Genomic DNA, 24,583 nt, shown 5'->3' with positions numbered 1-24,583 from the left:
CGTCTGCGTGTCTGTCGGCACTACTCGGCCACCACGACCGGGCTCGCACCGACCGTCACGGTCTCGTACACCCGCAGGATCTGATCGGCCACCCGTGACCAGTCGTACCGGTCGGCGCGTCGACGACCCGCCGCCACGAGTTCGGTACGGGCGTCGTCGTCGGACAGCAGGTCGATGAGCGCCTCACCGAGGTCGTCGGACGACCCGGTGGGCACCAGGCGTCCGGACCGCCCGTCGTCGAGGACCCGCCGGAACGCGTTGAGGTCGCTGGCCACCACCGCCGCCCCCGCGGCCATCGCCTCCACCAGGACGATCCCGAAGCTCTCGCCACCCAGGTTGGGCGCGCAGTACACGTCGGCCGAACGCAGCGCCCGCGCCTTCGTCTCGTCGTCGACCTGACCGAGGAAGACGAGATGGTCGGCCAGGGCGCCGGCGCGTCGGCGCAGCGCGCGCTCGTTGCCGCCGCCGACGATGAGGACGCGAACGTCGGGAAACCGGACGACAATCGCCGGCAAGGCGCGCATGAGGATGTCGATGCCCTTGCGGGGTTCGTCGTAGCGGCCGAGGAACAGGATCGTGCGCCCGGGCCACGGATAGCCCTCCAACGGTGCGGCCCCGGCGAATCCGGCGGCGTCGATTCCGTTCGGGATCTCCACCGCATCGGAGCCGAGGGATTCCATCTGCCAGCGCCGTGCCAGCTCCGAGACGGCGATCTTGCCGGCGATCCGCTCGTGATAGGGCCGCAGGATGCCCTGGAACACCGACAGCCACATCGACCGGGTCGTGGACGTGTGGAACGTGGTGACGATCGGCCCGGAGGCGACCATCAGCGACATCATCGACAGGCTCGGCGCATTCGGCTCATGCACGTGCAACACGTCGAAACGACTGTGCGCGAGCCAATCCCGCAGCCGCAGATAGCCCGTTGGACTGAAGTTCACCCGCGACACCGACCCGTTGTACGGGATCGCCAGGGCCGGACCGGCCGAGACCACATAGTCCGGCAGCGGGGTCTGCGGCGCCGACGGGGCCAGCACGCTGACCTCGTGGCCGCGTTCGATGAACACCTGCGCGAGCTCGACCACGTGGGCCTGCACCCCACCGGGCACGTCGAACGAGTACGGACAGATCATCCCGATCCTCATCGGCCCAACTCCCCCGGCGGCGCGGAACCCTGCGCCCCGTCGGTGCCGATGCGCGCCCGGCGGGCCTGCGACCAGTCCGCCTCCCACAACGGCTGCAGCATGTGCCAGTCCTGGGGATGGGCCGCGATGTTGGCGGCGAAGGCATCGGCCAGAGCCTGGGTGGCCGACTCGACACCACCGGAGACGTCGATCGGTGCCCCGCACGACACCAGCGACGTCGGCGCCTCGGTGAACCAGTGATGCACCGGCAGCAGCGCGGCACCGGTTTCGATGGCGAGTCGGGCGGATCCGGCGGGCATGCGCGTCTTCTCGCCGAAGAAGGTCACCGGGACGCCATGACGTGCCAGGTCGCGTTCGCCCAGAAGACAGACGATGCCGTTGTCACGTAGCCGCTGCGCCAGTTGACCGAAGGGAGGTTGCTCGCCGCCGCTCAGCGGGAAGATCTCGAAACCGAGCGACTCGCGATAGGCGACGAACCGTTCGAACAACGATTCCGGTTCGAGGCGTTCGGCCACCGTGGTCAACCTGCCGTAATGCTGCACCAGCCAGACACCGGCCATGTCCCAGTTGCCGGTGTGCGGCAGCGCCAGCACGACTCCTCTGCCCCGCGCGATCGCCGCATCGAGGTTGGCGCGGTCGGCGGCGGGAACGGTGACGGTGGCGGCGGTCTCGGCCAGGTCCTGGGCGGGTAGCCGAAACGCTTCACACCAGTAGCGCGCGTAGGAGCGGACTGCTGCTGCGACGAGGTCATCGGGCACATCCGCCGGTGAGGTCCCGACGACTCGGGCGAGGTTGCGCCGCAATTGATCCGGCCCGCCGTTGCGTCGTCCGACGAAACCACCGGCCCGGTCGAAAGCGGCGCGCGCCCACCCCTCCGGGGCGTGACGAACGGCCGCCCACCCGGCCGCGTACCCCAGATCCGACAGTCGCGACGTCAGCGAGCTCATCGGGTCCTTTTCGCCGTCAGCATGGCTGTCAGTGTGCCCCGGCCTGGCGCTGTGTGCCGGTCGGGGGTTCCTCGTCGCGGCCCTCCGGCGTGTGCTCACCCTCGTCGGAGTCCTCGGCGTCCTCGGATTCGTTTGACCCGAGCGGGATCAGCTCACGGGCGCCGGGTGATTCGTGTATCGACCACATCCGCTGTCCGACCGTGATCACCGACAGCACGGCCAACGGCCACATCGCCACGTGGATCGCCCAGTCGAGGCCGAGACCGGTGAGGCCGGCGCCGACCAACACGATGATCAGACGGTCGGGTCGCTCGATCCAGCCGCCGTCGCCGTTGAGCCCGCTGGCCTCCGCACGCGCCTTGGCGTACGAGATGACCTGCGAGGTCACCAGGCAGATGAGAGTGGCCACCAGCAGCAGATTGTGGGGTTCGGTGATCGCGCACCACCAGGCCAGCCCGGCGAAGATCGCGCCGTCGGCGACCCGGTCGCAGGTCGCATCGAGGACCGCTCCGAACCGCGTACCACCGCCTCGCGCCCGGGCCATCGCGCCGTCGAGCATGTCGAACATCACGAACAGCCAGATCACCAGCGTCCCGACGAACAGGTGCCCCATCGGGAACAAGGTCAGTGCGGCAACGATGGTCGCGGTCGTGCCGATGAGCGTCATGAGGTCCGGGGTGAGTCCGGTGCGCAGCAATGCACGGCCCAGCGGCAAGGTCACCTTCGACACCGAGGCACGGCCCCGGATGCTCAGCATCTGACCGCTCCTTTCCTCCCCCGACCGACCGGTATCACGACTGTTCGTGCCACGCCGCGGCGAGCAGCGAACGGGTGTCGCGCAGCAACTGTGGCATGACTTTCGTCTCGCCGACAACCGTGATGAAGTTCGCGTCGCCGATCCAGCGCGGCACGATGTGCTGGTGCAGGTGCTCGGCCAGGGAGCCGCCCGCCGCGTACCCGAGATTCAGGCCCACGTTGAACGCATTCGGGTTGGACACGGCCTTGATGGTGCGGATCATGCGCTGCGTGAACGCCATCAACTCCGCGGATTCCACCGCGGTGAGCGCTTCGAGATCGGCGACCTGCCGGTACGGCACGATCATCGTGTGGCCGGGGTTGTACGGGTACAGATTGAGCACCGCGTACACGGACTCACCGCGCGCGACCATCAGGCCCTCTTCGTCCGACATCGTCGGGATGTCCAGGAAAGGATGCCCGGTCGACTTCTCCGACGGTGGTGGGTCGGCGGTGATGTAGGTCATCCGATGCGGACTCCACAACCGCTGCAGGCGGTCCGGGTCCCCGGTTCCGCAGTCACGGATCTCGCCGTGCGGCCGGTTCTGGTCGGGGTTGTGGTCGGGTTCAGCCATCCGTCGTGTCCGATCCGGCGACGACACCGGGATCGATGACCTCCGCCGTCGGGGAATCGTTGCGTCGCGACTCGACCCAGTCGCCGATGATGTCGACCACGGCGTCCACGGGGACGCCGTTCACCTGGGTGCCGTCCCGGAACCGGAAACTGACGGCGTTCGCGCTCACGTCGCGCTCGCCGGCGAGGAGCATGAACGGCACCTTCGCCTTGGTGTGGGTGCGGATCTTCTTCTGCATGCGGTCGTCGGAGAAGTCGACCTCCGCACGAATCCCACGTCGGCGCAGCTCGGCGATCACACCCTGCAGGTGATCGCCGAATGCCTCGGCCACCGGGATGCCGACCACCTGCACCGGCGCCAGCCAGGCTGGGAACGCCCCGGCGTAGTGCTCGGTGAGTACCCCGAAGAACCGCTCGATGGAGCCGAACAGTGCCCGGTGGATCATCACCGGGCGATGCTTGGCGCCGTCGGCGCCGGTGTACTCGAGTTCGAATCGTTCGGGCAGGTTGAAGTCCAACTGGATGGTCGACATCTGCCAGGTACGTCCGAGGGCGTCCTTGGCCTGGACGGAGATCTTGGGTCCGTAGAACGCGGCGCCACCTGGATCCGGCACGAGATCGAGTCCGGACTTGCGTCCCACCTCGGCCAAGGTCCGGGTCGCCTCTTCCCACACCTCGTCGGAGCCCACCGACTTCTCCGGGTCCCGTGTCGACAGTTCGAGGTAGAAATCGTCGAGGCCGTAGTCTTTGAGGAGCGACAGCACGAACTCGAGGATCGAGGTGAGTTCCTCGCCCATCTGTTCCCGGGTGCAGTAGATGTGCGCGTCGTCCTGCGTCATGCCCCGCACGCGGGTGAGTCCATGGATCACCCCGGATTTCTCGTACCGATACACCGACCCGAACTCGAACAACCGGATCGGCAACTCGCGATAGGAACGTCCGCGCGCGCGGAAGATCAGGTTGTGCATCGGGCAGTTCATCGGCTTCAGGTAGTAGTCCTGGCCGGGTTTACGGAGCTCGCCTTGCTCGTCGTACTCGGCGTCGACGTGCATCGCAGGAAACATCCCCTCGCGATACCAGTCGAGATGACCGGACACCTCGTAGAGATGGCCTTTGGTGATGTGCGGCGTGTTCACGAACTCATAGCCGGCATCGATGTGACGCTGCCGGGAGTAGTCCTCGAGTTCTTTGCGGATGATGCCGCCCTTGGGGTGGAAGACCGGCAGGCCGGAGCCCAGTTCGTCGGGGAAGCTGAAGAGGTCGAGTTCGAGGCCGAGCCTGCGATGGTCACGCCGCTCCGCCTCCGCGAGAAGCTCGAGGTAGGCATCCTGGGCCTCAGACGATTCCCAGGCGGTCCCGTAGACCCGCTGCAGGTCGGCGTTGCTCTGGTCACCCCGCCAGTACGCCGCCGATGACCGGGTCAACTTGAACGCAGGGATGTACTTCGTCGTCGGTACGTGCGGCCCGCGGCAGAGGTCGCCCCAGATACGTTCGCCGGTGCGCGGATTGAGATTGTCGTAGGCGGTGAGTTCGCTCCCGCCGACCTCCATGATCTCGCTGTCGGCAGCCGCGCCTTTGTCGTCGATCAGTTCGAGCTTGTACGGCTCGGCGGCCAGGTCCATGCGCGCCGCGTCGGCAGACGGGTACACCCGCCGCGAGAACCGCTGCCCCGATTTGATGATCTGTTTCATCTTCTTCTCGAGGGCCGCGATGTCCTCGGGAGTGAAAGGTTCGGCGACGTCGAAGTCGTAGTAGAAGCCGTCCTTGATCGGCGGACCGATGCCGAGCTTGGCCTCGGGGAACAGTTCCTGAACCGCCTGGGCGAGCACGTGGGCACACGAGTGCCGGATGACGCTGCGTCCGGCCTCGGTGTCGGCCGCCACGGGTTCGACGTCGGTGTCGAGGTCGGGCACCCACGACAGGTCACGGAGTTGCCCGGCCGCGTCGCGGACCACGACGACCGCCTCGGGACCCTTGTTGGGCAGGTCATGGTCGCGTAGCGCAGTGCCCGCGGTAGTCCCAGCTGGCACACGGATCGTGGCGGGGCTGGTCACCATCACATCGTCGGGCACGAAACCGCTCCTCTGGTGGTCGTTCGGGTTGCCTGCAGGCACACCGGATCAAGGCTGTTGTGGCAGCACGATCGTATCCGGGTGGCGGATACGCATCCGCACCGGCGCACACCGGATCAGGGTATCGGGCCGACCGACCGAACGGCGTCGATGTCCACCTAGCCTGTCACCCCCTCCGGCTCTCCACCCACCGTCAGCGGCGTCGCAGGTATCCGGCCTTTTCGGGGTCCTCCCGATGGCCGGCGTGCGCAGTACGATTGCGGGGTTCGAGCGGCCGCGGGCTGCAGGGCCGGGCGATACCTTCCACGAACCCGTCGACAGGGAGGCCGGGACGGTGAATCGAAGCGATCGATGCCCGCCTGGTGCGGCGGTGACCCGACAGGACCCGGTGGCGGCTGACGTCGTCGGGGCACTGCGCGCTCACGTGCACGCCCATGACCCGGAACACGACGCCCTCCGTCGTGCCGTGCGCGCCTGCGCATTCATTCCCGCGACCTTCGCCATCGCCTTCTACGTCTTCGGTGGCACGCAGACTCCGGTGTTCGCGGTGTTCGGATCGTTCGCACTCCTCGTCTTCGTGGACTTTCCGGGTGATCGCCGAACGCGGACGATGAGCTACCTCGGGCTGGGGGTGGTGGGCGCGGTGCTGATCACGCTGGGCACCACGCTCTCCGGGATCGCATGGGCGGCGGTGCTCGCGATGTTCGTCGTCGGCAGTCTGGTCCTGTTCAGCGGCGTCGTCAGTGCGGCATTCGCGGCGGCGGGGAGATCGGTCCTGCTCACCTTCGTGCTGCCGGTGGCCGTCCCCGCACCCATCGGCGCGGTGCCCGACCGACTGCTGGGGTGGGGGCTCGCCGTCGCCTGCTGCGTGCCCGCCGCGTTGTTCGTGCTGGCACCGGTTCACCATGACCGGCTCCGCGAACGCGCGGCCCGCAGTTGCCTGCTTCTCGCCGAGTTCGTCGAGGGCACGGGTGACGCGATGGCGGTTCGCGCCGCCGCCGCGGAACTCCAGAAGAGCTTTCTCTCCGGCGCCTGCCGTCCGGTCGGCCTGTCCGCAGGCAGCCGCGCGCTCGTCCGGGTGGTGAGCGAGCTGCAGTGGCTCACCGATCGGCTCACCACCGCGCGCACGTCGGCGCGCGGATCGTCGTCGACGATCCGAGCCGGGTTGTTGCGAGCGGCCGCAGCGACCCTGAACGCCCGGACCGCGTCCGATCGTGAGCGTTCGCGGACAGAGCTCGAGAGACTCGTCGCTGAACTCGACGTCGAGCGCGACCGGTGGTTCGCCGACTTCGCCGAAACCGTCGATCATCACCGCGCAGCCGCTGTCCTCGAGTCGCATGCGGTGGATTCGGCGGTCATCGCGGTCGGCCGGATCATCGCGTGGTCCGGCGCTGCCGACGCGCGCCCGGTTCGCGACCGAATCTTGGGACGCGGGCTCCCGGCCGTGTTCGCCGACGGCCGCCCGGCCCCCACACCGCTCACCTCACCCAACTACCTGCGGGGTTATCTGCGGTGGGGATCGGTGTCCCTGCGGGACAGCGTGCGCGGCGGGCTCGGGCTGGCGATCGCGGTCGGCGTGACCGAGCTCTTCCCTGTCCAGCACGGATTCTGGATCGTGCTCGGCACGATGTCGGTGTTGCGCAGCTCGGCGCTGACGACCGGTTCGTCGGTGCTGCGGGCGTTGGTCGGTACGTTGTTGGGCTTCGGGTTGGGTGCCGCGCTGCTCATCGCGGTCGGTACCGGACCGGTCGCCCTGTGGATCGCGCTCCCGCCGGCCGTGTTCCTCGCCGCCTACGCACCCGAGGTGATCTCGTTCCTGGCCGGGCAGGCCGCGTTCACGCTCGTCGTCGTGCTCTTGTTCAACGTGATCGCACCGACCGGATTCGAGGTGGGCGTGATCAGGGTCGAGGACGTGGCGATCGGGGCAGCCGTCGCCGCCGTCGTCTCGCTGGCCCTGTGGCCGCGCAATCCCATGATCGCGTTGCGTCGTCAACGCACCGAGGCCGCCGGGTCGGTCGCAGATCTGCTGGCCGCCGCCGTCCGGAGGGTGACACGTCACCGTCCGGTCGAGGCGGGCCTGGAGGTGGATGCTTCGCGGACCATCCGGACCTTCGAGGACGATGTCCGCAGGTACCTCACCGACCGAGGGGGCACTCCCGACGACATCGACGCGGTCATGGCCTCCTCGTCGCGCATGCTGCGGACCATGCTGGCGGCCGAACGGATCGCCCAGATCCCACTGCGCGGATCATCGACGTCGGAAACCGCGGTCCGTGACGCGCTCGAACAGCACGCCACGTCGGTCGGAGCCCGGCTGGACGGTGACCCCGGCGGGCGAATTTCGGCGTCGGTGGCGGCCGATGTCCTGGACGCCCGCACCACACCCACCGTTCCCAGCGACCTGCTGTGGGCCGCCGCCTATCTCAACGATCTCGAACAGATGTGGGGCCATCCGACACCTGCCGCGCCACACTCCCCCAGCCCGTCCGAATGACTCGGCCGTGGGTCAGGACAGGATCGGGCTTTCCAGCCAGGCGGCGTCGATGCCCACCCAGCCGGCGACGAGGGCGAGGGCGCCGAGCAGCCACAAAGTCACGACGACGACGGCGGCCGTGCCCAGCCAGACGATGGCCTGCACCGACCAGTGTTGTCGCCCGATCCAGTCGATCCACAGGTCGTACTTGCCGCGGCCGAACTTGAGGAGGCGATGGGCCCAGGTGAACTCCGATGCGAGGATGCCGAGCCCCAGGAACACGGTCAGCCAGCCAGGTCCCGGATACGGGATCGTGATGATGCCCACGAGCAGCACGATGGTGCCCACGACGCCGACGGCCATCCGATAGGTGAGGTAGAGCCGGGGGTTACGGCGAATGAGGTATCGCTTCTTGCGCCACCACAGTCGCAACTGCTTCCAGCCCGACATCGTCCTCGTTCCCACCCCTGTGACCGTTTGTGCCCGACCAGCCTAGCCGACCGGTGTGACCACCTCGGTGGGCCGATCGAGCGTCGACACGCGATGGGCGCGAGGCCGGCTCACCCCGGTGACCAACGTCACGATGATGGTCACGAGCAACACGAGCGGATAGCAGCCGGAGTAGAAGACGACCGTCAGTCGGTCGAACCATTGCGGGTCGGGCCATCGCGGCATCATGAAGAGGCCCAGGGCGATCGCGTGGTCGGAGCCCAGCCGGGGCCCGCTGTCCCACCAGTGATACCACCAGGTGAACGAGATGGTGACGATGCCGATCGGCCCGAGCCACCGCCACCAGACCACCCACCCGTGGTCACGCGAACCGCGATAGGCGACGTCGAAGGCCACCACGAACAGTGGGACGAACCAGACCCAGTGATGGCCCCAACTGAACGGAGACACGGTCGCCGCCGTCATCCCGACGATGCACACGGCGAGCAAGTCCCGGCCGCGCCGATGAGCGACACATCCCGCCCAGACGCCGAGCACGGCGGCGATCGCGGCGAAGGGCATCCAGAGCCACCAGGGCGCCTCGTATACCCGGATGCCGTCCACCGGGTGAGCGAACCGTCGGATGTCGAAGTAGGCCAGCAGCTGTGACACGAAACCGTTGACGGACTGATTGGCGGGTGAGTCCACCGGTCCGACCCGCGCCGTCCCCGCCACCGCCTGCGTCCAGTACGTCCACGAGTCGCGAGGAACCGCCAGGAAGCCCACGACGACGGTCGCGGCGAACACGCAGAGAGCGGTCACCAGTGCGCGCCACTGCCGGATCGCGGCCAGGTAGATGAGGAAGAAGGCGGGGATCAGCTTGAGGCCGGCGGCCAGCCCGACACCGACGCCCTTGAGCCGGGAACCCGGGCGGACCAGATCGAGCAGCACCAGGTCGACCAGGATCAGGGTCATCAGCACGATGTTGATCTGGCCCAGCCAGACGGTGGTGCGCACCGGTTCGAGCGCGGTGGCGCAGACCGCGAGCAGCACCGCGAACGCATACAGCCGGCCGTCACACCGATAGCCCAGACTGCGGAAGCCGAGCACGAACACGCCGACGAGCATGCCCAGCGTGGCAGTCGACCAACCGAAGGTGGCCAGCCCCTCGGCGACGAGGGCAACCGGAACGAGAATGACCGCGGCGAACGGCGGGTAGGTGAACTCGAGATGCCAGAGGACCGGGCCCGCATAGAGCGCTTCGCCGTCCAGAATCCTCTGCCCACCAGCGCGATACACCTTCAGGTCGGTGTAGTTGGCGAACAGGCCGTAGAACGGATTCCCGAGCGGCACGGCGGTGACGTGCCACGCGACGACCCCGATGGCACACACGGCGGCCAGCGCCACCAGTCCCCAGGTGATCGGGGGCGCAACCGACCGCTCCCGATCCGGGGCGGCGGCTGCGCACACAGGGCGAACATACTCGCCCCCGACCTCGGCGACGCGGAGAATCGCCGTGGGAGTGCGACATTCGACGCCTCATCGAGTGGTCGGTCATTCGGCAGATGCACGGGGAATTTCGCTTGACCGTCACTCAAATCAGTGCTTGAGTAATGGTCAAATGAAAACGACACGTGCCTACGCCCAGTCCGACCGTGCCGACAGCACCGTCGCCACCCGCGACCGAATTCTCGCCGCGGCGACGGAACTGTTCCTCGAGAAGGCCTTCGAGGATGTGACGCTCGCGGCGATCGCCAAGGCCTCGGGCGTATCGCATCAAACGGTGCTCAATCATTTCGAGTCCAAGGCGGGCGTCGTGGTCGGCGTGACCGAGGTGCTGGCCGAGGAAACGTTCGCCGCGCGCGCAGCACGCCCCGGTGACGTGGAGGGCGCCATCAGCGCACTCGTCGGGAACTACGAGCAGATCGGCGACGCCAATGTCCGCTGGGCGATGGCCGCGGATCGATTCCCCGAACTCAGCGCACAGTTGGGTGTCGCGCGCGCGGGTCACCGCACGTGGCTGGCAACGATTTTCGCCGACAGCATCCCCGCGAATCCGAAACGCCGCGAACAACTCCTGGACGCGCTGCACGCGGCCACCGACGTCTACATCTGGAAACTGCTTCGACGCGACCTGGGGCGCAACCGCGCAGAGACCGAGAAGACCATGGCCGGCCTGGTCGCCGGCATCCTGACAGGACACTCACCATGACCACTCGCACATATCTGTTCGCGCTCGTCGACGGCGGTGGCACTGTTCCGCCGGAGCTCAGGATAGTGCGCCGACTCGTCGAGCGAGGGCATCACGTCACGGTGATCGCCGAAGCGTCGATGATTCCGGATGTGGCCGCCACGGGTGCAGATCACCTGCCGTGGACGACGGCCCCGAATCGTGCGTCGCGACTACCGGAGGACGCATACTACCGGGACTGGGAGTGCCGCAATCCGTTTGAACTGTTCCGGATGCTGCTCGACCACCAGTTCATCGGTCCGGCACCGGGTTATGCGCGGGACACCGTTGCGGCGATCGACACCGTGCAACCCGACCTCGTCGTGTGTTCGTTCTTCGCGGTCGGCGCGATGGTGGCCGCGCAGGCGCGGGGTGTTCGGTTCGATGTCCCCTTCCCCAACACCTACCTGCTGCCCGTCGACGGAATGCCGCCTGCGTGTCTCGGCCTGATGCCCGCCCACGGCCCCCTGACCCGACTGCGGGACCGCATTGTCCGCCGGGTGACATTGCGGCAGTGGAACAAGGGAGTCGCGCGCCTCAACGCACTCCGCGAGACGTACGGCCTGCCGCCGGTCGCCGAGTTCTTCGACCAGGTCCACCTCGCACGCAGACACCTTGTGCTCACATCGCGGGAGTTCGACTTCCCCGCACAGATGCCGGAACACGTCCGCTACGTCGGCGCGGTGCTCGACGACCCGGACTGGGCGACCACCACATGGACGCCGCCCGCGGGTGACGAACCGCTGGTCCTCGTCGCACTGTCGTCGACGTTCCAAGATCAGACGGCCTGCCTGCAACGCGTGATCGACGCGCTGGCGGAACTACCGGTGCGCGGCGTCGTCACCACCGGTCCAGCCCTCGATCCGTCCACCCTGACGGCACCCGACAACGTCACCGTGGTCGCGGCGGCACCCCATTCGGCGATCCTCCCGCACGCGAGTGCGGTCATCACCCATGGCGGCCACGGCACCGTGGTTCGCGCTCTCGCCGCCGGCACGCCGATCCTCGCACTCCCCCACGGCCGCGACCAACCCGACAACGCGATTCGGGTGAGCGCCCGCGGAGCCGGGATCACGCTGTCGCGCAAGTCGAGTCAGCGCAAGATCGCCGATGCCACGCAACGCCTGCTGGACGATCCCACATTCACCGACGCGGCGCGGCGACTCGGCGCGGTCATCGTCCGTGATGCCGATTCGGGTGAGCTGATCGCCGAGCTCGAGGCGCTCGAGTTCGGGGGCGCCCGAACCTAGCAGGGACCCTCCGTCGGCTGCCGCACCACCACCATGGTGATGAGGGTGCGAGTCGCCATCACCCGGCAGTGTTCGACGACGAGCGCGGCGCGTTCACCGTGGCCTCCTCCGCGGTCACCCACAGCATCCACAACCCGTAGATCACGAAGCCCAACAACGGGAAAGATGGTGTGGCCCACTGCAGGATCGATACCTCCGACAACAACCACCGCCCCACCTGATACGCCGCCGCGCCGAACGCATACGTGGTGATGCTCGCCGCGAACCACCACGGCCATCGGGTGGTGTGGCCCCGCAACGCGCCGGCCTGGGAAAGGCCGATCAGCGGGCCGAGGACGACCGCTTGGACGAACCCGTCCCGGAATGCCATCAGCGTCTCGCCACCGTCGGCGAGCATATCGACGGCGGCCGGCGCGATCACCAGCAACCAGACGACGAGCGCGGGCATGAACGTCGCGATGACCCATCGGCGCATCGCAAGTCCCGGAACCCGTGTCACCAGAACGCGCCACTGCCACCGGCCGAGTACGGCCCCCTGCACCGCCGCCCCGATGATCGCGACAAGCAGGATCGCCCACCCCCGATGATCGACGGCGAGGCCGAGCGTGACCCCGGAGGCGATCTGCTCGAGCGAGGCACCTCCGACCACGATCACCGCATACGCGAGACCGTTGATCAGCATCCAATGCCCGAACAGACGCCGATCCCACCATCGGTGTCCCCGGGCGCCGGGAGTCGTCACGACCTCCAATCTGACCGCACGCACGCACCGCGTCAACAGCGCGCCGAACAGCGCCGCCCCGGGCACGATCCGGCCCGGCGCCGACGAGGTCGTCGGATGCTTCTCCTGGAGATCCCCTGAGCCGTATCGTCGACACGTGCAGGAAACGTCGTATGCGCGGTGCGGCGATCTCAGCCTGGCGTACCGAGTATTCGGCGACGGGCCCATCGAACTCGTGTTCGTCGGCCCGATGGTCACCCACCTCGAGTTGTTCTGGACCGTCCCGGAGTTCAAGTCCTTCTTCGATCACCTGGGTACGTTTTGTCAGGTCCTGCTCTTCGACAAGGCCGGAGTCGGCTTGTCGGATCCGCTCCCCCGCGTCCGCACGATCGATGACCGGGCCGCAGAGATCGAGGCGGTGATGGACGCCGCCGGATTCACCGACGCCGCACTGTTCGGTATGAGCGAAGGTGGTGCGCAGTCGATTCTGTTCGCAGCACGACGACCTGAGCGTGTGCGGGCACTGATCCTGTTCGGGTCGTTCGCGTTTCTCGCCGGGGCGGATTGGAATGCCTTGGAAGGCGATCCGACGCAACTTCAGGCACGTCAGCGAAGTGAGCTCGGTGAGGCGTACACGCCCCCGATCGAGAAGATCATCGGTCTCCAGGAGTTTGCGCGGGCCGCCAAGAACGCGTGGGGAACGGGTGCCGCGAGCAAGCGCCTGTTCCCGTCGACCCAGTCGATGCGCCAGCTCGCACTGGTCGAGCGGATGTGCGCGAGCCCAGGGATGGCGCGGGCGACGATGCAGTCGAACCTTGCGATCGACGTCCGGGCGATCCTTCCAACCCTCGCCACACCGACCCTGGTGATCCATGCCCGCGACGACACGATGCCCGTGCAGTGCGGCCGCTATCTCGCCCACCACATTCCCGGAGCCCGCTGGCTGGAGGTCGACGGGATCGACCACGCGCCGTGGGCCACCGAGCCAGACCGCATCCTGACCGCGATCGAGGAGTTCCTCACCGGAAGCCACGCTGCGCCACCGCAGTCGCATCGCGCGCTGCGCACCGTGCTGTTCACCGACATCGTCGCGTCGACGCGGCACGTCGAGGAGGCAGGCGACGAGCGCTGGCGAGCGGTGCTGCATCGCTTCGCCTCGATCACCGCAGAGGCGACCGAACGTTTCGGTGGCACGGTGGTGAAGAACACCGGCGACGGACATCTCTCGACATTCGACGGTCCGACTCAGGCCATTCGCTGCGCCGAAGCGCTACGGACCGAGACCGAGATGATCGGCGTCGAGATCCGGGCCGGGATTCATGCCGGTGAGTGTGAACTGATCGGCGACGACATCGGCGGAATCGCCGTGCACATCGCCGCACGCATTCTCGGGCAGGCCCAGCCGGGCGACATCCTGGTGTCCCGCACCGTCCGCGACCTGGTCGTGGGTTCAGGGACCGGCTTCGCCGACCGCGGCATCGTCGAACTGCGCGGCGTGTCCGGAACCTGGCAGCTGTTGGCGGTCGAGCGGCACGGAGCACAGGCCGGATCGGCCGAGGCGGATCTGATTGCCACGCCGACACCCGGTCCGCGCGCCGCGATGCGCGGCGCGGACCGAGCGGTCGGACTGATGGCGCGGCGGGCGCCGTGGGTTCTTCGGGGTCTGGCCCGCCTCGGGCCGTCGAACGGAGGACGGTGATACCGGCTGGAGTCGCGGCTGCCACGCGGCTCCGTGCCCACCGCGTCACCGGATGAGCGGATCGCGAGGCAGTCCGAGGATACGTTCGGCGATCTGGTTGCGGGTGATTTCCGAGGTACCGCCGGCGATCGTGATGCCGCGGGCGGCGAGGACCAGCAGACCTGCCATCTGTCCGGCGCCTGATGTGTAGGCGATGTCTGGACCGAGCAGTTCGGCCGACAGCCGCGCGCGATCGCCGATGTGTTCGGCGAGAAGGAGTTTGGTGACATTGCCTTCCGGTCCCGGCTCGGCGCCGACCACCGACCGAGCCGCACGACGCAGGTTGAGCAGCCGCAGCGCGTTCTCGACGGCGAGAAACTCGCCGATCCTCGCGCGCGAGCCGTCCACGCGATGTGCGTAACGTTCGGCGAGGCCCAGGATGTATGCGACCGTGTCTTCGCCGCCGGAGCCGCCGCCGATGCTGACCCGTTCGTTGCCGAGGGTCGCCCGCGCGACCGTCCAGCCCTCATTCGGCGTGCCGACGACGTCGGCGTCGGGAATGAAGACATCAGTGAAGAACACTTCGTTGAACTCGGCCCCGCCCGTGATCTGCCGCAGCGGTCGGACCTCGACACCCGGTGCCGACATGTCAATGATCACCGTGGTGATGCCCTTGTGCTTGGGTGCATCCCGGTCGGTACGGACGGTCGCCAGACCCCGCTTGCACAGGTGTGCGCCGCTGGTCCACACCTTCTGCCCGTTGATACGCCAGCCACCGTCCTCGCGGACGGCGCGGGTCTTGACCGCGGCCGCATCAGAGCCGGCATCGGGCTCCGAGAACAACTGGCACCACACCTCGTCGCCGCGCAGCGCCGGCTTCACGAATCGGTCGATCTGATCCTGCGTGCCCTGCTGGATGAGGGTGAGGATGACCCATCCGGTGATGCTGTAGTCCGGACGTTTGAGTTCGGCCGCGGTCATCTCCTCTTCGATGACCAGTTGTTCGACGGCGTCCGCTGCCCGTCCCCACGGCCTGGGCCAGTGGGGCATCACGTACCCGGTCTCGATCAGCTTCTCCCGTCGCGCGGTGTCATCGTCGATCGCGGCGATTGTGCGAATGTCGGCGCTGATGCCCGCACGCATCTCCTCGGCCTCGGCGGGAAGATCGAGGCTGTTGGCGCGGATGGGCCCGGTGGCGGTGAGGTCGAAAACGTTCCGCGCCGGCGACTGCCCACCGAAGAGCCCTTTCAGGACTGTTGCGCGTCGAAGGTGCAGATGGGCGTCGTGCTCCCAGGTGAAACCGATACCGCCGTGAACCTGGATGTTGAGTTCGGCGTTGGCGGAATACGCCGGCAGAGCCAACACGGCTGCCGAGGCAGCCGCCAACGCGAATGCGTCGTCTTGCTCGTCGGCTGCCCGTGCCGCATCCCATACCGCCGCAGTCGCCGTCTCCGCGCCGACGAGCATGTTGGCGCAGTGGTGCTTGACCGCCTGGAACGAGCCGATGGTTCGGCCGAACTGTTCGCGGACCTTCGCGTATGCGACGGCAGTATCGAGCGCCTCCCGGGCACCGCCGACCGCTTCGGCGGCGACCAGAGTGCGCGCGAGCGCGAGTGCGGTCGAACCCAGTCCCGCCAGAACGGTCACCGTGGCGTCGGACAGCGACACTTTCGCGCATCGACGTGTCGGATCGAGGTTGGGTCGGGCGTCGATGCCCACCCCAGTGTCCGACGCCTCGACCAACAGAACGTCGTCGTTGCAGACGACCAGGATGATGTTCGCCAGCGGGGCACCGAGAACGTTCCGGACCTCGCCGGCAACGGATTCCTCGGAGACGTTCAGGTCGGACGAGAGACCGATCCCGGCGGTGATCGAGCCGTCGGCGAGCTGCCGTAGCCAGCGGCCCCGCGCTGGGTCGTCGGCCTGACCGACGATCGCCGAGGCGATGACGGTCGGCAGGAACGGTCCGGGCGCGACGGCACGTCCCAGTTCTTCGACAACGACGACGAGTTCGGCTATGCCGTAACCCGATCCGCCGAATTCCTCGGGGACATGAAGCCCCAGCCATCCGAGGTCTGCCATGTCCTGCCAGAAAGGGGGAAGTGGCTCGTCCTCAGAGTCGAGCAGGGTACGTGCCTCCGCGCGAACCTTTCGTTCGACCGTGAAATCACGAACCACCGAAGCCAATTCGATGTGGTCTTCGGTCAAGGCGATGCTCATGCCGGTCAGCGTAGTGACGCGGGGTTGATACGTGAGCGCTTTTCGCACACACGGGAACGTGCATGCGGTGACTCCGTGTGGTGTTCGACGACCCCGGGGATGTCAGCCGAAACGATGAGCACGCGCGCCGTCGGCGTATGCGGCCCACCCGCATATGCCCGTGGTGGCGAAATCCACCCACGCCCGGTGCATGTCATCGGCGATGCGCTGGTCGGGTTGCGGACCGACCAACGCGTGAGCTGCGTCGAGGTGATCGAACACGAACGGGATCTCGACGGCGTGTCCGGCCGCGATATCGGCTTGTGGACTGCGGTAGCCGAACTCGTAGAGGAACGTCGATCCGGGCGGACGGGAGAGCGCGATCCTCGTCGTCGGCGCCGAGAAGGCTCGAGCGGTGAGCGCCTCGGCCAGTGCGTCTCCCGGCGTCACACCAGCTTCCAGTCGGCCGCGCAGAAAGTCCAGGCCGCCCGGTGCCCGCCCCAGCACCGCTGCCGCGCCGTCCTCGCTGACCGCAGCGGCACCGCCGGTGGCCACCATGAAGAAGCGGTACTCGTCGGCGTTCCACCCGGCGATCAATGGAATGTCCGCGCCGGCGCCGTCGGCGATCGCCATGTGCGGAACGCTGGTCAGCACCTCGCCGTCGATCACGGGGAACTGGGACGTGATACCCATTCCCACGTCGATCACCGATGCTCCCCACAGCGCGGGGTCGGGATTGGTCATCACCTCCAGCGACATCTGCGTCTGCGCGGTGAGTAGTTGCGCGGCGTCGACGCGGCCCAGGGCCTCGATCGTTGGTTCAACGCCCAGTATCGCGGCGATTCGCTCGGTCACCTTGCGTGCGTCGGACACATCGGCCGCGGCCGAACCGTTGCCACTCTGCATGATCGCCCGGTGGAACAGACCTTCACCCAGGGGTGAGGCGATCAACGACGCCACGCTCATCGCGCCCGCCGACTCCCCGAAGACGGTCATGTTGTCGGGGTCGCCGCCGAACGCAGCAATGTTCTCGTGTACCCACTCCAGCGCTGCGAGCTGGTCGCGAAGACCGCGATTCTCCGGCGCGCCGTCGATCGACGCGAAGCCCGCGGTCCCCAGCCGGTAGTTGATACCGACGCACACCACGCCGTCACGGGCGAACGTGTCGCCGGCGTAGGTCTCTATCCGATTGGAGCCACGGGTGAAGGCACCCCCGTGAATCCACACCATCACCGGCAGTCCGGCACCACCGGGGTCGGGTGTCCAGACGTTGAGGTTCAGATAGTCGTCGCCGGGCACGATCACGTTGTCGAGGAGGGCGGCGATGGGGGCCGGGTACGGTACCTGAGGCGCCGTCGGCCCGTACTCGGTGGCCGCCCGCACACCATCCCATTCCGACGGCCTGGTCGGCGCAGCGAACGCGGCCGCCCCCACGGGCGGTGCCGCATAAGGAATCCCGAGAAATGACGAGATCCCGTCGACGGTGCGGCCGGCAACTCGACCGGCGGTGGTGCTGACGACAGGACTACTCACGTAGGCACGAGTCACAGATTCCGACCGTACAAGACGCTCCGCGATGGCGAGCCGATCCGGCGAACCCGAAGGATGGAGATGGTGGTCCCGGCTGGGATCGAACCAGCGACCTCCCCGGTGTGAACGGGACGCTCTTCCACTGAGCCACGGGACCGTGTTTCGGCGCGAGGCGCGCCGGTGCACGAGGAGGAAGGTTACACGGAGTTCCGCGTCTACCCCAAATCCGCGTACTCGGGCCGTGTCGACATCGTCGGGCATCGCCCCCAACTGCACATCCTCGTGATCGCAACGCCCTGACCAGGCGATTTGGCGTGTTGCGAGTCCGTCCGATAGTGTTCTGCTTCGCGTCGAGAGCACAAAAGATCCACAAGATCGCTCCCGACCATGCGGATGTAGCGCAGCTGGTAGCGCATCACCTTGCCAAGGTGAGGGTCGCGGGTTCGAATCCCGTCATCCGCTCGGCGCGAGTCCTCTCGCATCTGGTGGTGTGGCCGAGTGGTGAGGCAACGGCCTGCAAAGCCGTGTACACGGGTTCGATTCCCGTCGCCACCTCCACACCAATTGCATACCCGCGCGATTAGCTCAGTGGGAGAGCGCTTCCCTGACACGGAAGAGGTCACTGGTTCAATCCCAGTATCGCGCACCATTGTTATTGCAGGTCAGGCGCCCTTTACGGGCGCCTTTCCTGCTCTCACGACGTGGTGATCTAGAAGCGCTTCGACGGAAAGTGACATACGCGAAGCCAACTCTTGTTTCGATCAGCAACATGTCGACACTTCTCACCTCCCCCGAGCTCGATATCCAGCTGCTCTTCACCGAATCCGTGCCCGAGGTCACCGAGTTCCTCCGGGATGTGGTCCGCAAGCAGGAACCCATTGCGGTGACCGTCGGCGACCCCGAGCCCACCGCATACTTCGTGAATGTCGCCCGCCTGACGCAGTTCACTCTGACCGATCACGAGCCGGATCAGGGCGACGATGGCACGGTCACCGTGTTGTTGTCGGTCGCGCAGGTGCGGGAGTAGCGCCAGACCGCCTGTTGACTTGACGCAGTGCCTCACGTCACAATCACGACCGGAACATGACACATATGTCATGTTCCGCTTGGTTTGATGAGGGTGCAGCTTTCGTGGCTCCCTCGCCGATCGGGCCTGTCATCGACGAGGAGGTCACGTGACGACATCGGAATCCACCACCGACATGCGCGAACTCGGTGCACGAGTACGCAACTGGGGCCGTTGGGGCGCCGACGACGAGCGCGGGACCACCAACCTGATCACGCCCGAACGGGTGGCCGCCGCAGCCGGCCTGATCCGCACCGGAGAGATCTTCGACCTCGGCATCCCCCTCGACGCCGACGGTCCGCAGCCCGGCGGCCTACGCATGAACCCCATCCGGCTGATGTCGGAGAACGGACAGGAACAAGTCCTGCCCGGTGGCTTCAAGTGGGCCGACGACTACGTCTTCATGCCGCTGCAGGCCGGCTCGCAGTACGACGCCCTGGCCCACGTCCACTACGACGAGAAGCTCTACAACGGCCATCCCGGCGACGGGGTCACCATCAAGGGCGCGGACAAGTGCGGCATCCACACCCAGGGCAACGGGATCGCCGGTCGCGGGGTGTTACTCGACATCGCCCGCCACCGCGGGGTCGACTGGCTGGAGGCCGGGTCGACGATCGGCGCCGACGAGCTCGACGCCGTGGCCGCCGCGCAGGGCGTCGACGTCGGGACCGGCGACATCCTGCTGTTCCGAACCGGCTGGCGCGCCAAGTTTCTCGCCGAGCGTGACCCGCACGGATTCATGGCCGGCGAGCCCGGCCTGGCGCTGAGCAGCGCACAGTGGCTCCGCGACCGTGACGTCGCGGTCGTCGGCTCCGACAACTGGGCCATCGAGGCGATCCCGGGCGAGAACCCCGGCGCACTGTTCGAAGTGCACATGGTGTTGATCCGTGACATGGGTATGACGCTTGCCGAGATGCTCGACTTCGAGGAACTCGCCGAGGCCTGCGCCGCCGATGGTCGCTACGACTTCTTCTTCGCCGGGCCGCCACTGAAGTTCACCCGGGGTGTCGGCTCCCCGATCAACCCATTGGCGATCCGCTGATGGACTCAGCCGGCATCGAGACCCAGTGCGCCGACGCACATCTGGTCCAGCGTCGTCAGCAACAGCTCCTCGTCGGCGTCCTCCCCCTGCACCAGCCACAGGTAGAGCGTGTGATCGACCATCGCCGCCATCGCCCGCGCCGCCATCACCGGGTCGAGCGCGACGCTCGCGCGGCCGTCGGCCTGCCACCGGGCGATGGCCGCAGCGGTTCGATCGATCCATTGCGCGCGGTGCCGGTGCCGCAGCTCCCGGAACTCGGCGTTGAACGTCGCGACCTGTTCGACGATCGCCATCATGCGCGCGTTGCGCCGATACGCCTCGTAGTAGGAACGGTTGGCCGCGACAAGTCGCTGCGAGGCCGAGAGGTCGGGCGACGACGGCTCCTGCAGGTGCACCTCGGCGAATAGCCGAGTGCTCAGCTCACGAAAGACGTCCTCCTTGGACACAAAGTACCGATAGAACGTCCCGTACGAGACCGACGCCTCCTGCGCGATCAGTTCGACGCGGGCATCAAGGAACCCGACCCGCTCGAACACCCGTTGCGCGGCGTCGAGAACCGCGTCGCGGGTCGCCCGGCCACGTCGAGACAACGACTCGACAGGAGCGGGCACCGATGAACTGCTGACCGACGACTTCGCCACCTCCAGAACCATCCACCAGGCTGACATGACCGTCAAGTCATACCCACCTCGACAAGGAGTTCCGATGTCCCCCCAGAACACCACGTTCGAACTACGCGGAATCAACCATCTGGCCCTGGTGTGCGCCGACATGCGCCGCACGATCGACTTCTATTCCGGGGTCCTGGGCATGCCGCTGGTCAAGACCCTCGACCTGCCCGCCGGACTCGGTCAGCACTTCTTCTTCGACTGCGGCGGCGGCAACACCGTCGCGTTCTTCTGGCTGGCCGATTCCCCCGACGCCGCACCCGGGATCGCCGCGCCCAAAGGCCGCCCGGATGAGGGCGAGCTCGCCAGCGCCGTGGGTTCCATGAACCACGTCGCGTTCGCCGTGCCCCCAGAGGAGTTCGACAACTACCGCACCCGCCTCGAAGCGGCCGGAGTCGCGGTCAGCCCCGTTCTCAACCACGACGACAGTCCCGCCGGAGTGTCCCGACACGTCCACCCCGGCACGTTCGTCCGGTCCTTCTACTTCCAGGACCCCGACGGTGTACTGCTCGAGTTCGCCTGCTGGACCCGAGAATTCACGGCCGCCGACGTGGCCCACGAACCCAAGACGGCAGCCGACCGCCACGCCCACACCGCCCCCTGACCCGCACACGCCCTGACCGGCACGATCGATCATCCGAGAGGAACAGATGCCACGCCTTCCCGAAGTCCACCGAGCCGACGTCACCGACGAGAAGATCCTCTTCTTCTACGACCGGCTTTTCGGCCCGGACAAGGACCCGGCGGTCGACCACGGCACGATCCACGCGACGCCCGGCGACTGGTGGACCGTGTTCGCCAACGACCCAGACGTCTTCGGGCATGCCGTGCGCGGATTCGCCCTCTATCGGGGTGCCACCGTCGACCCGCTGCTGCGCGAACTCGGTCAGGGCCGTGCGGGTTTCGCGCGCGGCAGTCAGTTCGTCTTCTCCCAACACTGCAAACAGATGCGGTCGCTGGGCATGCCCGAGGAGAAGATCGCGGCCATCCCGGCCTGGCAGGTCAGCGACCTGTTCACCCCGCTCGAACGCGCCGTACTGGCCTACACCGACGGGCTCGTGCTCGACGGGGGACGCGTCCCAGACGGGGTGTTCGAGGTGCTGCGCGAACACCTGCCGCCGGCGGAGATCCTCCAACTCACCTACATCACCGCGATGTACGACATGCACGCGACCATGTGCAAGGCCCTGCGTCTCGAATTCGACGACGTACCCGAGCGCATCGCGGAGGTCGAGATCCCAGACGACGTGCAGGTCGCCGATCTTTCCGCGGACCTCGCCGGCGAGTGACGCCGGCCGGCGCCTGCCCGCGCCGGCGGCGTAGGCTGCGGGCGTGCCAGAGCCCGCGCTGATCGAGATCGTCACCGACGCCGTGCACGCTCCGGATGTCGCGGCGTTGGCGGCGGCCACGTTCCCGCTGGCGTGTCCACCGCACTCGACCGCCGAGGACATCGCCGCGTTCGTCACGTCGAACCTCGATGCGGACAGCTTCGCCGGCCACATCGTCGCGGCCGATCGTGATGTGCTCGTGGCACGCGACGGCATCGGCGGCGACGTGATCGGTTACTGCCTCGTCGTGCACACGGCACCCACGCACCCGGATGTGGCAGCGGTGGTGACCCGACGGCCGGTCACCGAGGTCTCGAAGATGTATGTCGCGGCCGATCATCACGCACGCGGCCGCACCTCACCCCCGTCGCACGCGCTGATGGATGCCGCGCTCCGACTCGCCCGAGAGCGTGGCAGCGTGCTGGCCTGGCTCGGCGTGAATCAGGAAAACGAACGCGCGCAACGGTTCTACGAGAAGATGGGATTCCGTCGGTCGGGTGTCAAGACCTTCGACCTCAACGGCAGCATCGAGCACGACTACATCTATGTGCAGCCGTTGGACTGACCGATCAGACCGCGGACTCCGCGAACCGCGACAACGCCAGCAGGCGTGACGTCGCGCGCAGGTACTTCTTGCGATACCCGCCGGCGAGCATCTCTTCGGTGAAGATCTCGTCGAGCTTGTTGCCGGACACGGTGACCGGGATGTTCGCGTCGTACAGACGGTCGGCCAGCACCACGATGCGCAGCGCCACCGACTGATCCTGCGCCGGATGCACATCACGGATGCACACCAGAGACACCCCGTCGACGAGGTCCTTGTACTTCGACGGATGCAGGGTACTCAGGTGCTCGCACAGTTCGTCGAAGCCGTCGAGCGTTGCGCCCTGGGTGGCGTCGGCCAACTCTTTCAGTTCGGCGTCGGTGCGCGGTTCCGGCGCCGGCGGCAGATCACGGTGACGATAGTCCGGGCCGTCGACACGAATGGTCTCGAACACCGACGACAGTTTGCGGATCTCCCGCAGGAAGTCCTGCGCGGCAAACCGTCCCTCGCCGAGCTGCCCGGGCAACGTGTTCGACGTCGCGGCAATCGACACCCCCTTGGCGGTGAGCTCGGTCAGCAGCCGCGACACCAGCATGGTGTCACCGGGGTCGTCGAGTTCGAACTCGTCGATGCACAGCACGGTGTGTTCCGACAGGCGTTCGACGGCGTTGACGAATCCGAGCGCACCGACCACATGGGTGACCTCGACGAACGTGGCGAACGCCTTCGGCTCCGGAAGCGAGTGGTAGATCGAGGCCAACAGGTGGGTCTTGCCGACACCGAATCCGCCGTCGAGGTAGAGCCCGATCCCCTGCCCCGTCGACTTGCGGGAGAACAGTCCACGCTTGCCGCCGCGGACCTTGCCCGCCCGGGCGACGAAGTCACGGGCCTTGGCCACGGCCTCGGCCTGGGAGGGTTCGGCCGGGTCGGGGATGTAGGAGTCGAAGCTGACCGAGTCGAACGTCGACGGGGGCACCATCTCGCCGATGAGCGCCTCGGGTGCGACCGTCGGGTTGCGGTCGCATAGTCGTGCGGTCATAGATAGGCAGCGTATCGACCTCGGCCATGATGGACGCATGTTCGGTCTACAGAAAGCGACCCAACTCACATCCGCCGACGACGAGGCCGCGACGCTGCGGTGGCTCGCCGAGCAGTACGCCTACCCACCGCGACCGTCGTCGCCCCCCGGCCTGCCGCGGCCCTGCGTTCGGGCGAACATGGTCAGCTCGATCGACGGCGCGGTCACCGTCGACGGCAGGTCCGGCGGCCTCGGCGGACCCGGCGACAAGGTGGTGTTCCGCGTGTTGCGGGCGCTGGCCGACGTCGTCCTGGTCGGTGCGAGCACCGCGGTCACCGAGGGGTATCGCCAGCCCTCGCCCGACGACGCGTTCGCCACCGACCGCGCGGCCCGCGAACAGGCCCCTGCGCCAGCGCTCGCCCTACTGTCGAGATCGCTGTCGATACCCGACGACTATCCCCCACTGGCACATGCGGACACGGTGGTCCTGACCTGCGAGTCGGCGCCCGCCGATCGCCGGTCGGCGCTGGCCGACGCGGGCGCCACGCTCATCGACTGCGGCGCGGACACCGTCGACGTGCCGACGGTGCTGGACGTGTGCGCCGAGCGTGGGTGGATTCGCGTATTGAGCGAGGGCGGCCCGTCGCTGCTGGGGGCGCTGGTCGCCGCTGATGTGCTCGACGAGTTGTGCGTCACCACCAGTCCCACTCTGGTCGGCGGCGACGCGGGGCGGATCATCGGGGGCGACGGGCCGGCCGAACTCCGTCGGATGCGGCCGGACTCGTTCATCACCGACGACGACGGGTTCGTGTTCACCCGCTGGGTCCGGGCGAGCGCCGACGATGCGTGACGCCACTGGATCGAACTGTGCGCC

22 protein-coding genes and 4 tRNA genes are annotated in these 24,583 nt (G+C 67.4%); 13 read left to right on the top strand and 13 right to left on the bottom strand.

The genetic code is table 11. From position 1 onward, the window contains the following. Positions 1-20: 20 nt before the first annotated feature. The 5 genes from V1Y59_RS07480 to thrS are packed head-to-tail and all read right to left on the bottom strand — an operon-like array spanning position 21 to position 5,533. Positions 21-1,145 (bottom strand): glycosyltransferase family 4 protein, encoded by a 1,125-nt coding sequence (locus V1Y59_RS07480; RefSeq protein ID WP_330504190.1) that lies wholly within the window; start codon positions 1,143-1,145, stop codon positions 21-23. Beyond that, the gene (locus tag V1Y59_RS07475; RefSeq protein ID WP_330504189.1) at positions 1,142-2,092 is read right to left on the bottom strand and encodes a phosphatidylinositol mannoside acyltransferase; all 951 of its coding nucleotides are present in this window, start codon (positions 2,090-2,092) and stop codon (positions 1,142-1,144) included. The genes V1Y59_RS07480 and V1Y59_RS07475 overlap by 4 nt, the downstream gene beginning before the upstream one ends. A 28-nt stretch (positions 2,093-2,120) precedes the next feature. After that, positions 2,121-2,849 (bottom strand): phosphatidylinositol phosphate synthase, encoded by a 729-nt coding sequence (gene pgsA / locus V1Y59_RS07470; protein ID WP_330504188.1) that lies wholly within the window; start codon positions 2,847-2,849, stop codon positions 2,121-2,123. Between the two features lie 34 nt (positions 2,850-2,883). After that, positions 2,884-3,462, bottom strand: coding sequence for an ATP adenylyltransferase (locus V1Y59_RS07465; RefSeq protein WP_330504187.1), 579 nt, complete (start codon positions 3,460-3,462; stop codon positions 2,884-2,886). After that, positions 3,455-5,533, bottom strand: a complete 2,079-nt coding sequence (gene thrS / locus V1Y59_RS07460) for a threonine--tRNA ligase (RefSeq protein ID WP_330504186.1) — start codon at positions 5,531-5,533, stop codon at positions 3,455-3,457. Before thrS ends, V1Y59_RS07465 begins: the two co-directional genes overlap by 8 nt. A gap of 370 nt (positions 5,534-5,903) precedes the next feature. Between thrS and V1Y59_RS07455 the strand changes: the two genes are divergently transcribed. After that, complete coding sequence (locus V1Y59_RS07455; RefSeq protein ID WP_330504185.1) at positions 5,904-8,027, top strand: FUSC family protein; 2,124 nt, start codon at positions 5,904-5,906, stop codon at positions 8,025-8,027. A 12-nt stretch (positions 8,028-8,039) separates the two neighbouring features. On the opposite strand, the gene V1Y59_RS07450 is transcribed toward V1Y59_RS07455, so the two are convergent. Further along, positions 8,040-8,456: a TIGR02611 family protein gene (locus V1Y59_RS07450; RefSeq protein ID WP_330504340.1), complete on the bottom strand. Its 417-nt coding sequence runs from the start codon at positions 8,454-8,456 to the stop codon at positions 8,040-8,042. 42 nt (positions 8,457-8,498) lie between these two features. After that, positions 8,499-9,905 (bottom strand): glycosyltransferase 87 family protein, encoded by a 1,407-nt coding sequence (locus V1Y59_RS07445; RefSeq protein WP_330504184.1) that lies wholly within the window; start codon positions 9,903-9,905, stop codon positions 8,499-8,501. 151 nt (positions 9,906-10,056) lie between these two features. Between V1Y59_RS07445 and V1Y59_RS07440 the strand changes: the two genes are divergently transcribed. Continuing rightward, positions 10,057-10,647, top strand: coding sequence for a TetR/AcrR family transcriptional regulator (locus V1Y59_RS07440; RefSeq protein ID WP_330504183.1), 591 nt, complete (start codon positions 10,057-10,059; stop codon positions 10,645-10,647). Beyond that, positions 10,644-11,915, top strand: a complete 1,272-nt coding sequence (locus V1Y59_RS07435; RefSeq protein ID WP_330504182.1) for a glycosyltransferase — start codon at positions 10,644-10,646, stop codon at positions 11,913-11,915. The genes V1Y59_RS07440 and V1Y59_RS07435 overlap by 4 nt, the downstream gene beginning before the upstream one ends. Before the next feature lie 58 nt (positions 11,916-11,973). Here the strand turns inward: V1Y59_RS07435 and V1Y59_RS07430 are convergent, their stop codons facing one another. Beyond that, positions 11,974-12,657: a hypothetical protein gene (locus tag V1Y59_RS07430; protein WP_330504181.1), complete on the bottom strand. Its 684-nt coding sequence runs from the start codon at positions 12,655-12,657 to the stop codon at positions 11,974-11,976. A gap of 136 nt (positions 12,658-12,793) precedes the next feature. Between V1Y59_RS07430 and V1Y59_RS07425 the strand changes: the two genes are divergently transcribed. After that, complete coding sequence (locus V1Y59_RS07425) at positions 12,794-14,335, top strand: adenylate/guanylate cyclase domain-containing protein (protein ID WP_330504180.1); 1,542 nt, start codon at positions 12,794-12,796, stop codon at positions 14,333-14,335. 45 nt (positions 14,336-14,380) lie between these two features. Here the strand turns inward: V1Y59_RS07425 and V1Y59_RS07420 are convergent, their stop codons facing one another. The 3 genes from V1Y59_RS07420 to V1Y59_RS07410 all read right to left on the bottom strand — a co-directional run bounded on the left by V1Y59_RS07420 (position 14,381) and on the right by V1Y59_RS07410 (position 18,200). Continuing rightward, positions 14,381-16,534, bottom strand: coding sequence for an acyl-CoA dehydrogenase family protein (locus tag V1Y59_RS07420; protein ID WP_330504179.1), 2,154 nt, complete (start codon positions 16,532-16,534; stop codon positions 14,381-14,383). Positions 16,535-16,636: 102 nt separating this feature from the next. After that, complete coding sequence (locus V1Y59_RS07415; RefSeq protein WP_431309123.1) at positions 16,637-18,061, bottom strand: carboxylesterase/lipase family protein; 1,425 nt, start codon at positions 18,059-18,061, stop codon at positions 16,637-16,639. Between the two features lie 64 nt (positions 18,062-18,125). Then, a tRNA-Val gene (locus V1Y59_RS07410) sits at positions 18,126-18,200 on the bottom strand. Positions 18,201-18,432: 232 nt separating this feature from the next. On the opposite strand from V1Y59_RS07410, the gene V1Y59_RS07405 reads away from it, so the two are divergent. The 5 genes from V1Y59_RS07405 to V1Y59_RS07385 all read left to right on the top strand — a co-directional run bounded on the left by V1Y59_RS07405 (position 18,433) and on the right by V1Y59_RS07385 (position 20,151). Then, positions 18,433-18,505 (top strand) — tRNA-Gly (locus tag V1Y59_RS07405). 22 nt (positions 18,506-18,527) lie between these two features. Next, positions 18,528-18,601: transfer RNA gene (locus V1Y59_RS07400), tRNA-Cys, on the top strand. 16 nt (positions 18,602-18,617) lie between these two features. Further along, a tRNA-Val gene (locus V1Y59_RS07395) sits at positions 18,618-18,692 on the top strand. Between the two features lie 120 nt (positions 18,693-18,812). Beyond that, complete coding sequence (locus V1Y59_RS07390) at positions 18,813-19,070, top strand: hypothetical protein (protein ID WP_330504177.1); 258 nt, start codon at positions 18,813-18,815, stop codon at positions 19,068-19,070. 175 nt (positions 19,071-19,245) lie between these two features. Then, positions 19,246-20,151, top strand: a complete 906-nt coding sequence (locus tag V1Y59_RS07385; RefSeq protein WP_330504339.1) for a cyclase family protein — start codon at positions 19,246-19,248, stop codon at positions 20,149-20,151. Between the two features lie 5 nt (positions 20,152-20,156). Here the strand turns inward: V1Y59_RS07385 and V1Y59_RS07380 are convergent, their stop codons facing one another. Then, positions 20,157-20,819 (bottom strand): TetR/AcrR family transcriptional regulator, encoded by a 663-nt coding sequence (locus tag V1Y59_RS07380; RefSeq protein WP_330504338.1) that lies wholly within the window; start codon positions 20,817-20,819, stop codon positions 20,157-20,159. Positions 20,820-20,856: 37 nt separating this feature from the next. On the opposite strand from V1Y59_RS07380, the gene V1Y59_RS07375 reads away from it, so the two are divergent. From V1Y59_RS07375 to V1Y59_RS07365, 3 genes are read left to right on the top strand one after another with little or no spacing between them, the layout of a single operon-like run. After that, entirely contained in the window at positions 20,857-21,423 is a 567-nt protein-coding gene (locus V1Y59_RS07375) for a VOC family protein (RefSeq protein WP_330504176.1), read from the top strand. Positions 21,424-21,469: 46 nt separating this feature from the next. Beyond that, positions 21,470-22,108 (top strand): carboxymuconolactone decarboxylase family protein, encoded by a 639-nt coding sequence (locus V1Y59_RS07370; protein WP_330504175.1) that lies wholly within the window; start codon positions 21,470-21,472, stop codon positions 22,106-22,108. 43 nt (positions 22,109-22,151) lie between these two features. Continuing rightward, the gene (locus tag V1Y59_RS07365) at positions 22,152-22,712 is read left to right on the top strand and encodes a GNAT family N-acetyltransferase (RefSeq protein WP_330504174.1); all 561 of its coding nucleotides are present in this window, start codon (positions 22,152-22,154) and stop codon (positions 22,710-22,712) included. 4 nt (positions 22,713-22,716) lie between these two features. On the opposite strand, the gene zapE is transcribed toward V1Y59_RS07365, so the two are convergent. Next, a complete protein-coding gene (gene zapE, locus V1Y59_RS07360) occupies positions 22,717-23,730 on the bottom strand; it encodes a cell division protein ZapE (RefSeq protein WP_330432157.1) in 1,014 nt (337 codons plus the stop codon). Positions 23,731-23,767: 37 nt separating this feature from the next. Between zapE and V1Y59_RS07355 the strand changes: the two genes are divergently transcribed. Further along, complete coding sequence (locus tag V1Y59_RS07355; RefSeq protein ID WP_330504173.1) at positions 23,768-24,559, top strand: dihydrofolate reductase family protein; 792 nt, start codon at positions 23,768-23,770, stop codon at positions 24,557-24,559. The last annotated feature ends 24 nt before the right edge of the window (positions 24,560-24,583 follow it).

The sequence above is a fragment of the Gordonia prachuapensis genome (assembly GCF_036350515.1).
Lineage (GTDB): Bacteria > Actinomycetota > Actinomycetes > Mycobacteriales > Mycobacteriaceae > Gordonia > Gordonia prachuapensis.
The sequence above is the reverse complement of the archived record's forward strand: the minus strand, read 5'-3'. Positions and strand labels throughout refer to the sequence as shown.

What these genes read in the sequence shown, in the direction of transcription:
- V1Y59_RS07480 (WP_330504190.1), bottom strand. Translation starts at nt 1,145, where the DNA reads ATGAGGATCGGGATGATCTGTCCGTACTCGTTCGACGTGCCCGGTGGG.
- V1Y59_RS07475 (WP_330504189.1), bottom strand. Translation starts at nt 2,092, where the DNA reads ATGAGCTCGCTGACGTCGCGACTGTCGGATCTGGGGTACGCGGCCGGG.
- pgsA (WP_330504188.1), bottom strand. Translation starts at nt 2,849, where the DNA reads ATGCTGAGCATCCGGGGCCGTGCCTCGGTGTCGAAGGTGACCTTGCCG.
- V1Y59_RS07465 (WP_330504187.1), bottom strand. Translation starts at nt 3,462, where the DNA reads ATGGCTGAACCCGACCACAACCCCGACCAGAACCGGCCGCACGGCGAG.
- V1Y59_RS07450 (WP_330504340.1), bottom strand. Translation starts at nt 8,456, where the DNA reads ATGTCGGGCTGGAAGCAGTTGCGACTGTGGTGGCGCAAGAAGCGATAC.
- V1Y59_RS07440 (WP_330504183.1), top strand. Translation starts at nt 10,057, where the DNA reads ATGAAAACGACACGTGCCTACGCCCAGTCCGACCGTGCCGACAGCACC.
- V1Y59_RS07435 (WP_330504182.1), top strand. Translation starts at nt 10,644, where the DNA reads ATGACCACTCGCACATATCTGTTCGCGCTCGTCGACGGCGGTGGCACT.
- V1Y59_RS07420 (WP_330504179.1), bottom strand. Translation starts at nt 16,534, where the DNA reads ATGAGCATCGCCTTGACCGAAGACCACATCGAATTGGCTTCGGTGGTT.
- V1Y59_RS07390 (WP_330504177.1), top strand. Translation starts at nt 18,813, where the DNA reads ATGTCGACACTTCTCACCTCCCCCGAGCTCGATATCCAGCTGCTCTTC.
- V1Y59_RS07385 (WP_330504339.1), top strand. Translation starts at nt 19,246, where the DNA reads ATGCGCGAACTCGGTGCACGAGTACGCAACTGGGGCCGTTGGGGCGCC.
- V1Y59_RS07380 (WP_330504338.1), bottom strand. Translation starts at nt 20,819, where the DNA reads ATGTCAGCCTGGTGGATGGTTCTGGAGGTGGCGAAGTCGTCGGTCAGC.
- V1Y59_RS07375 (WP_330504176.1), top strand. Translation starts at nt 20,857, where the DNA reads ATGTCCCCCCAGAACACCACGTTCGAACTACGCGGAATCAACCATCTG.
- V1Y59_RS07370 (WP_330504175.1), top strand. Translation starts at nt 21,470, where the DNA reads ATGCCACGCCTTCCCGAAGTCCACCGAGCCGACGTCACCGACGAGAAG.
- zapE (WP_330432157.1), bottom strand. Translation starts at nt 23,730, where the DNA reads ATGACCGCACGACTATGCGACCGCAACCCGACGGTCGCACCCGAGGCG.
- V1Y59_RS07355 (WP_330504173.1), top strand. Translation starts at nt 23,768, where the DNA reads ATGTTCGGTCTACAGAAAGCGACCCAACTCACATCCGCCGACGACGAG.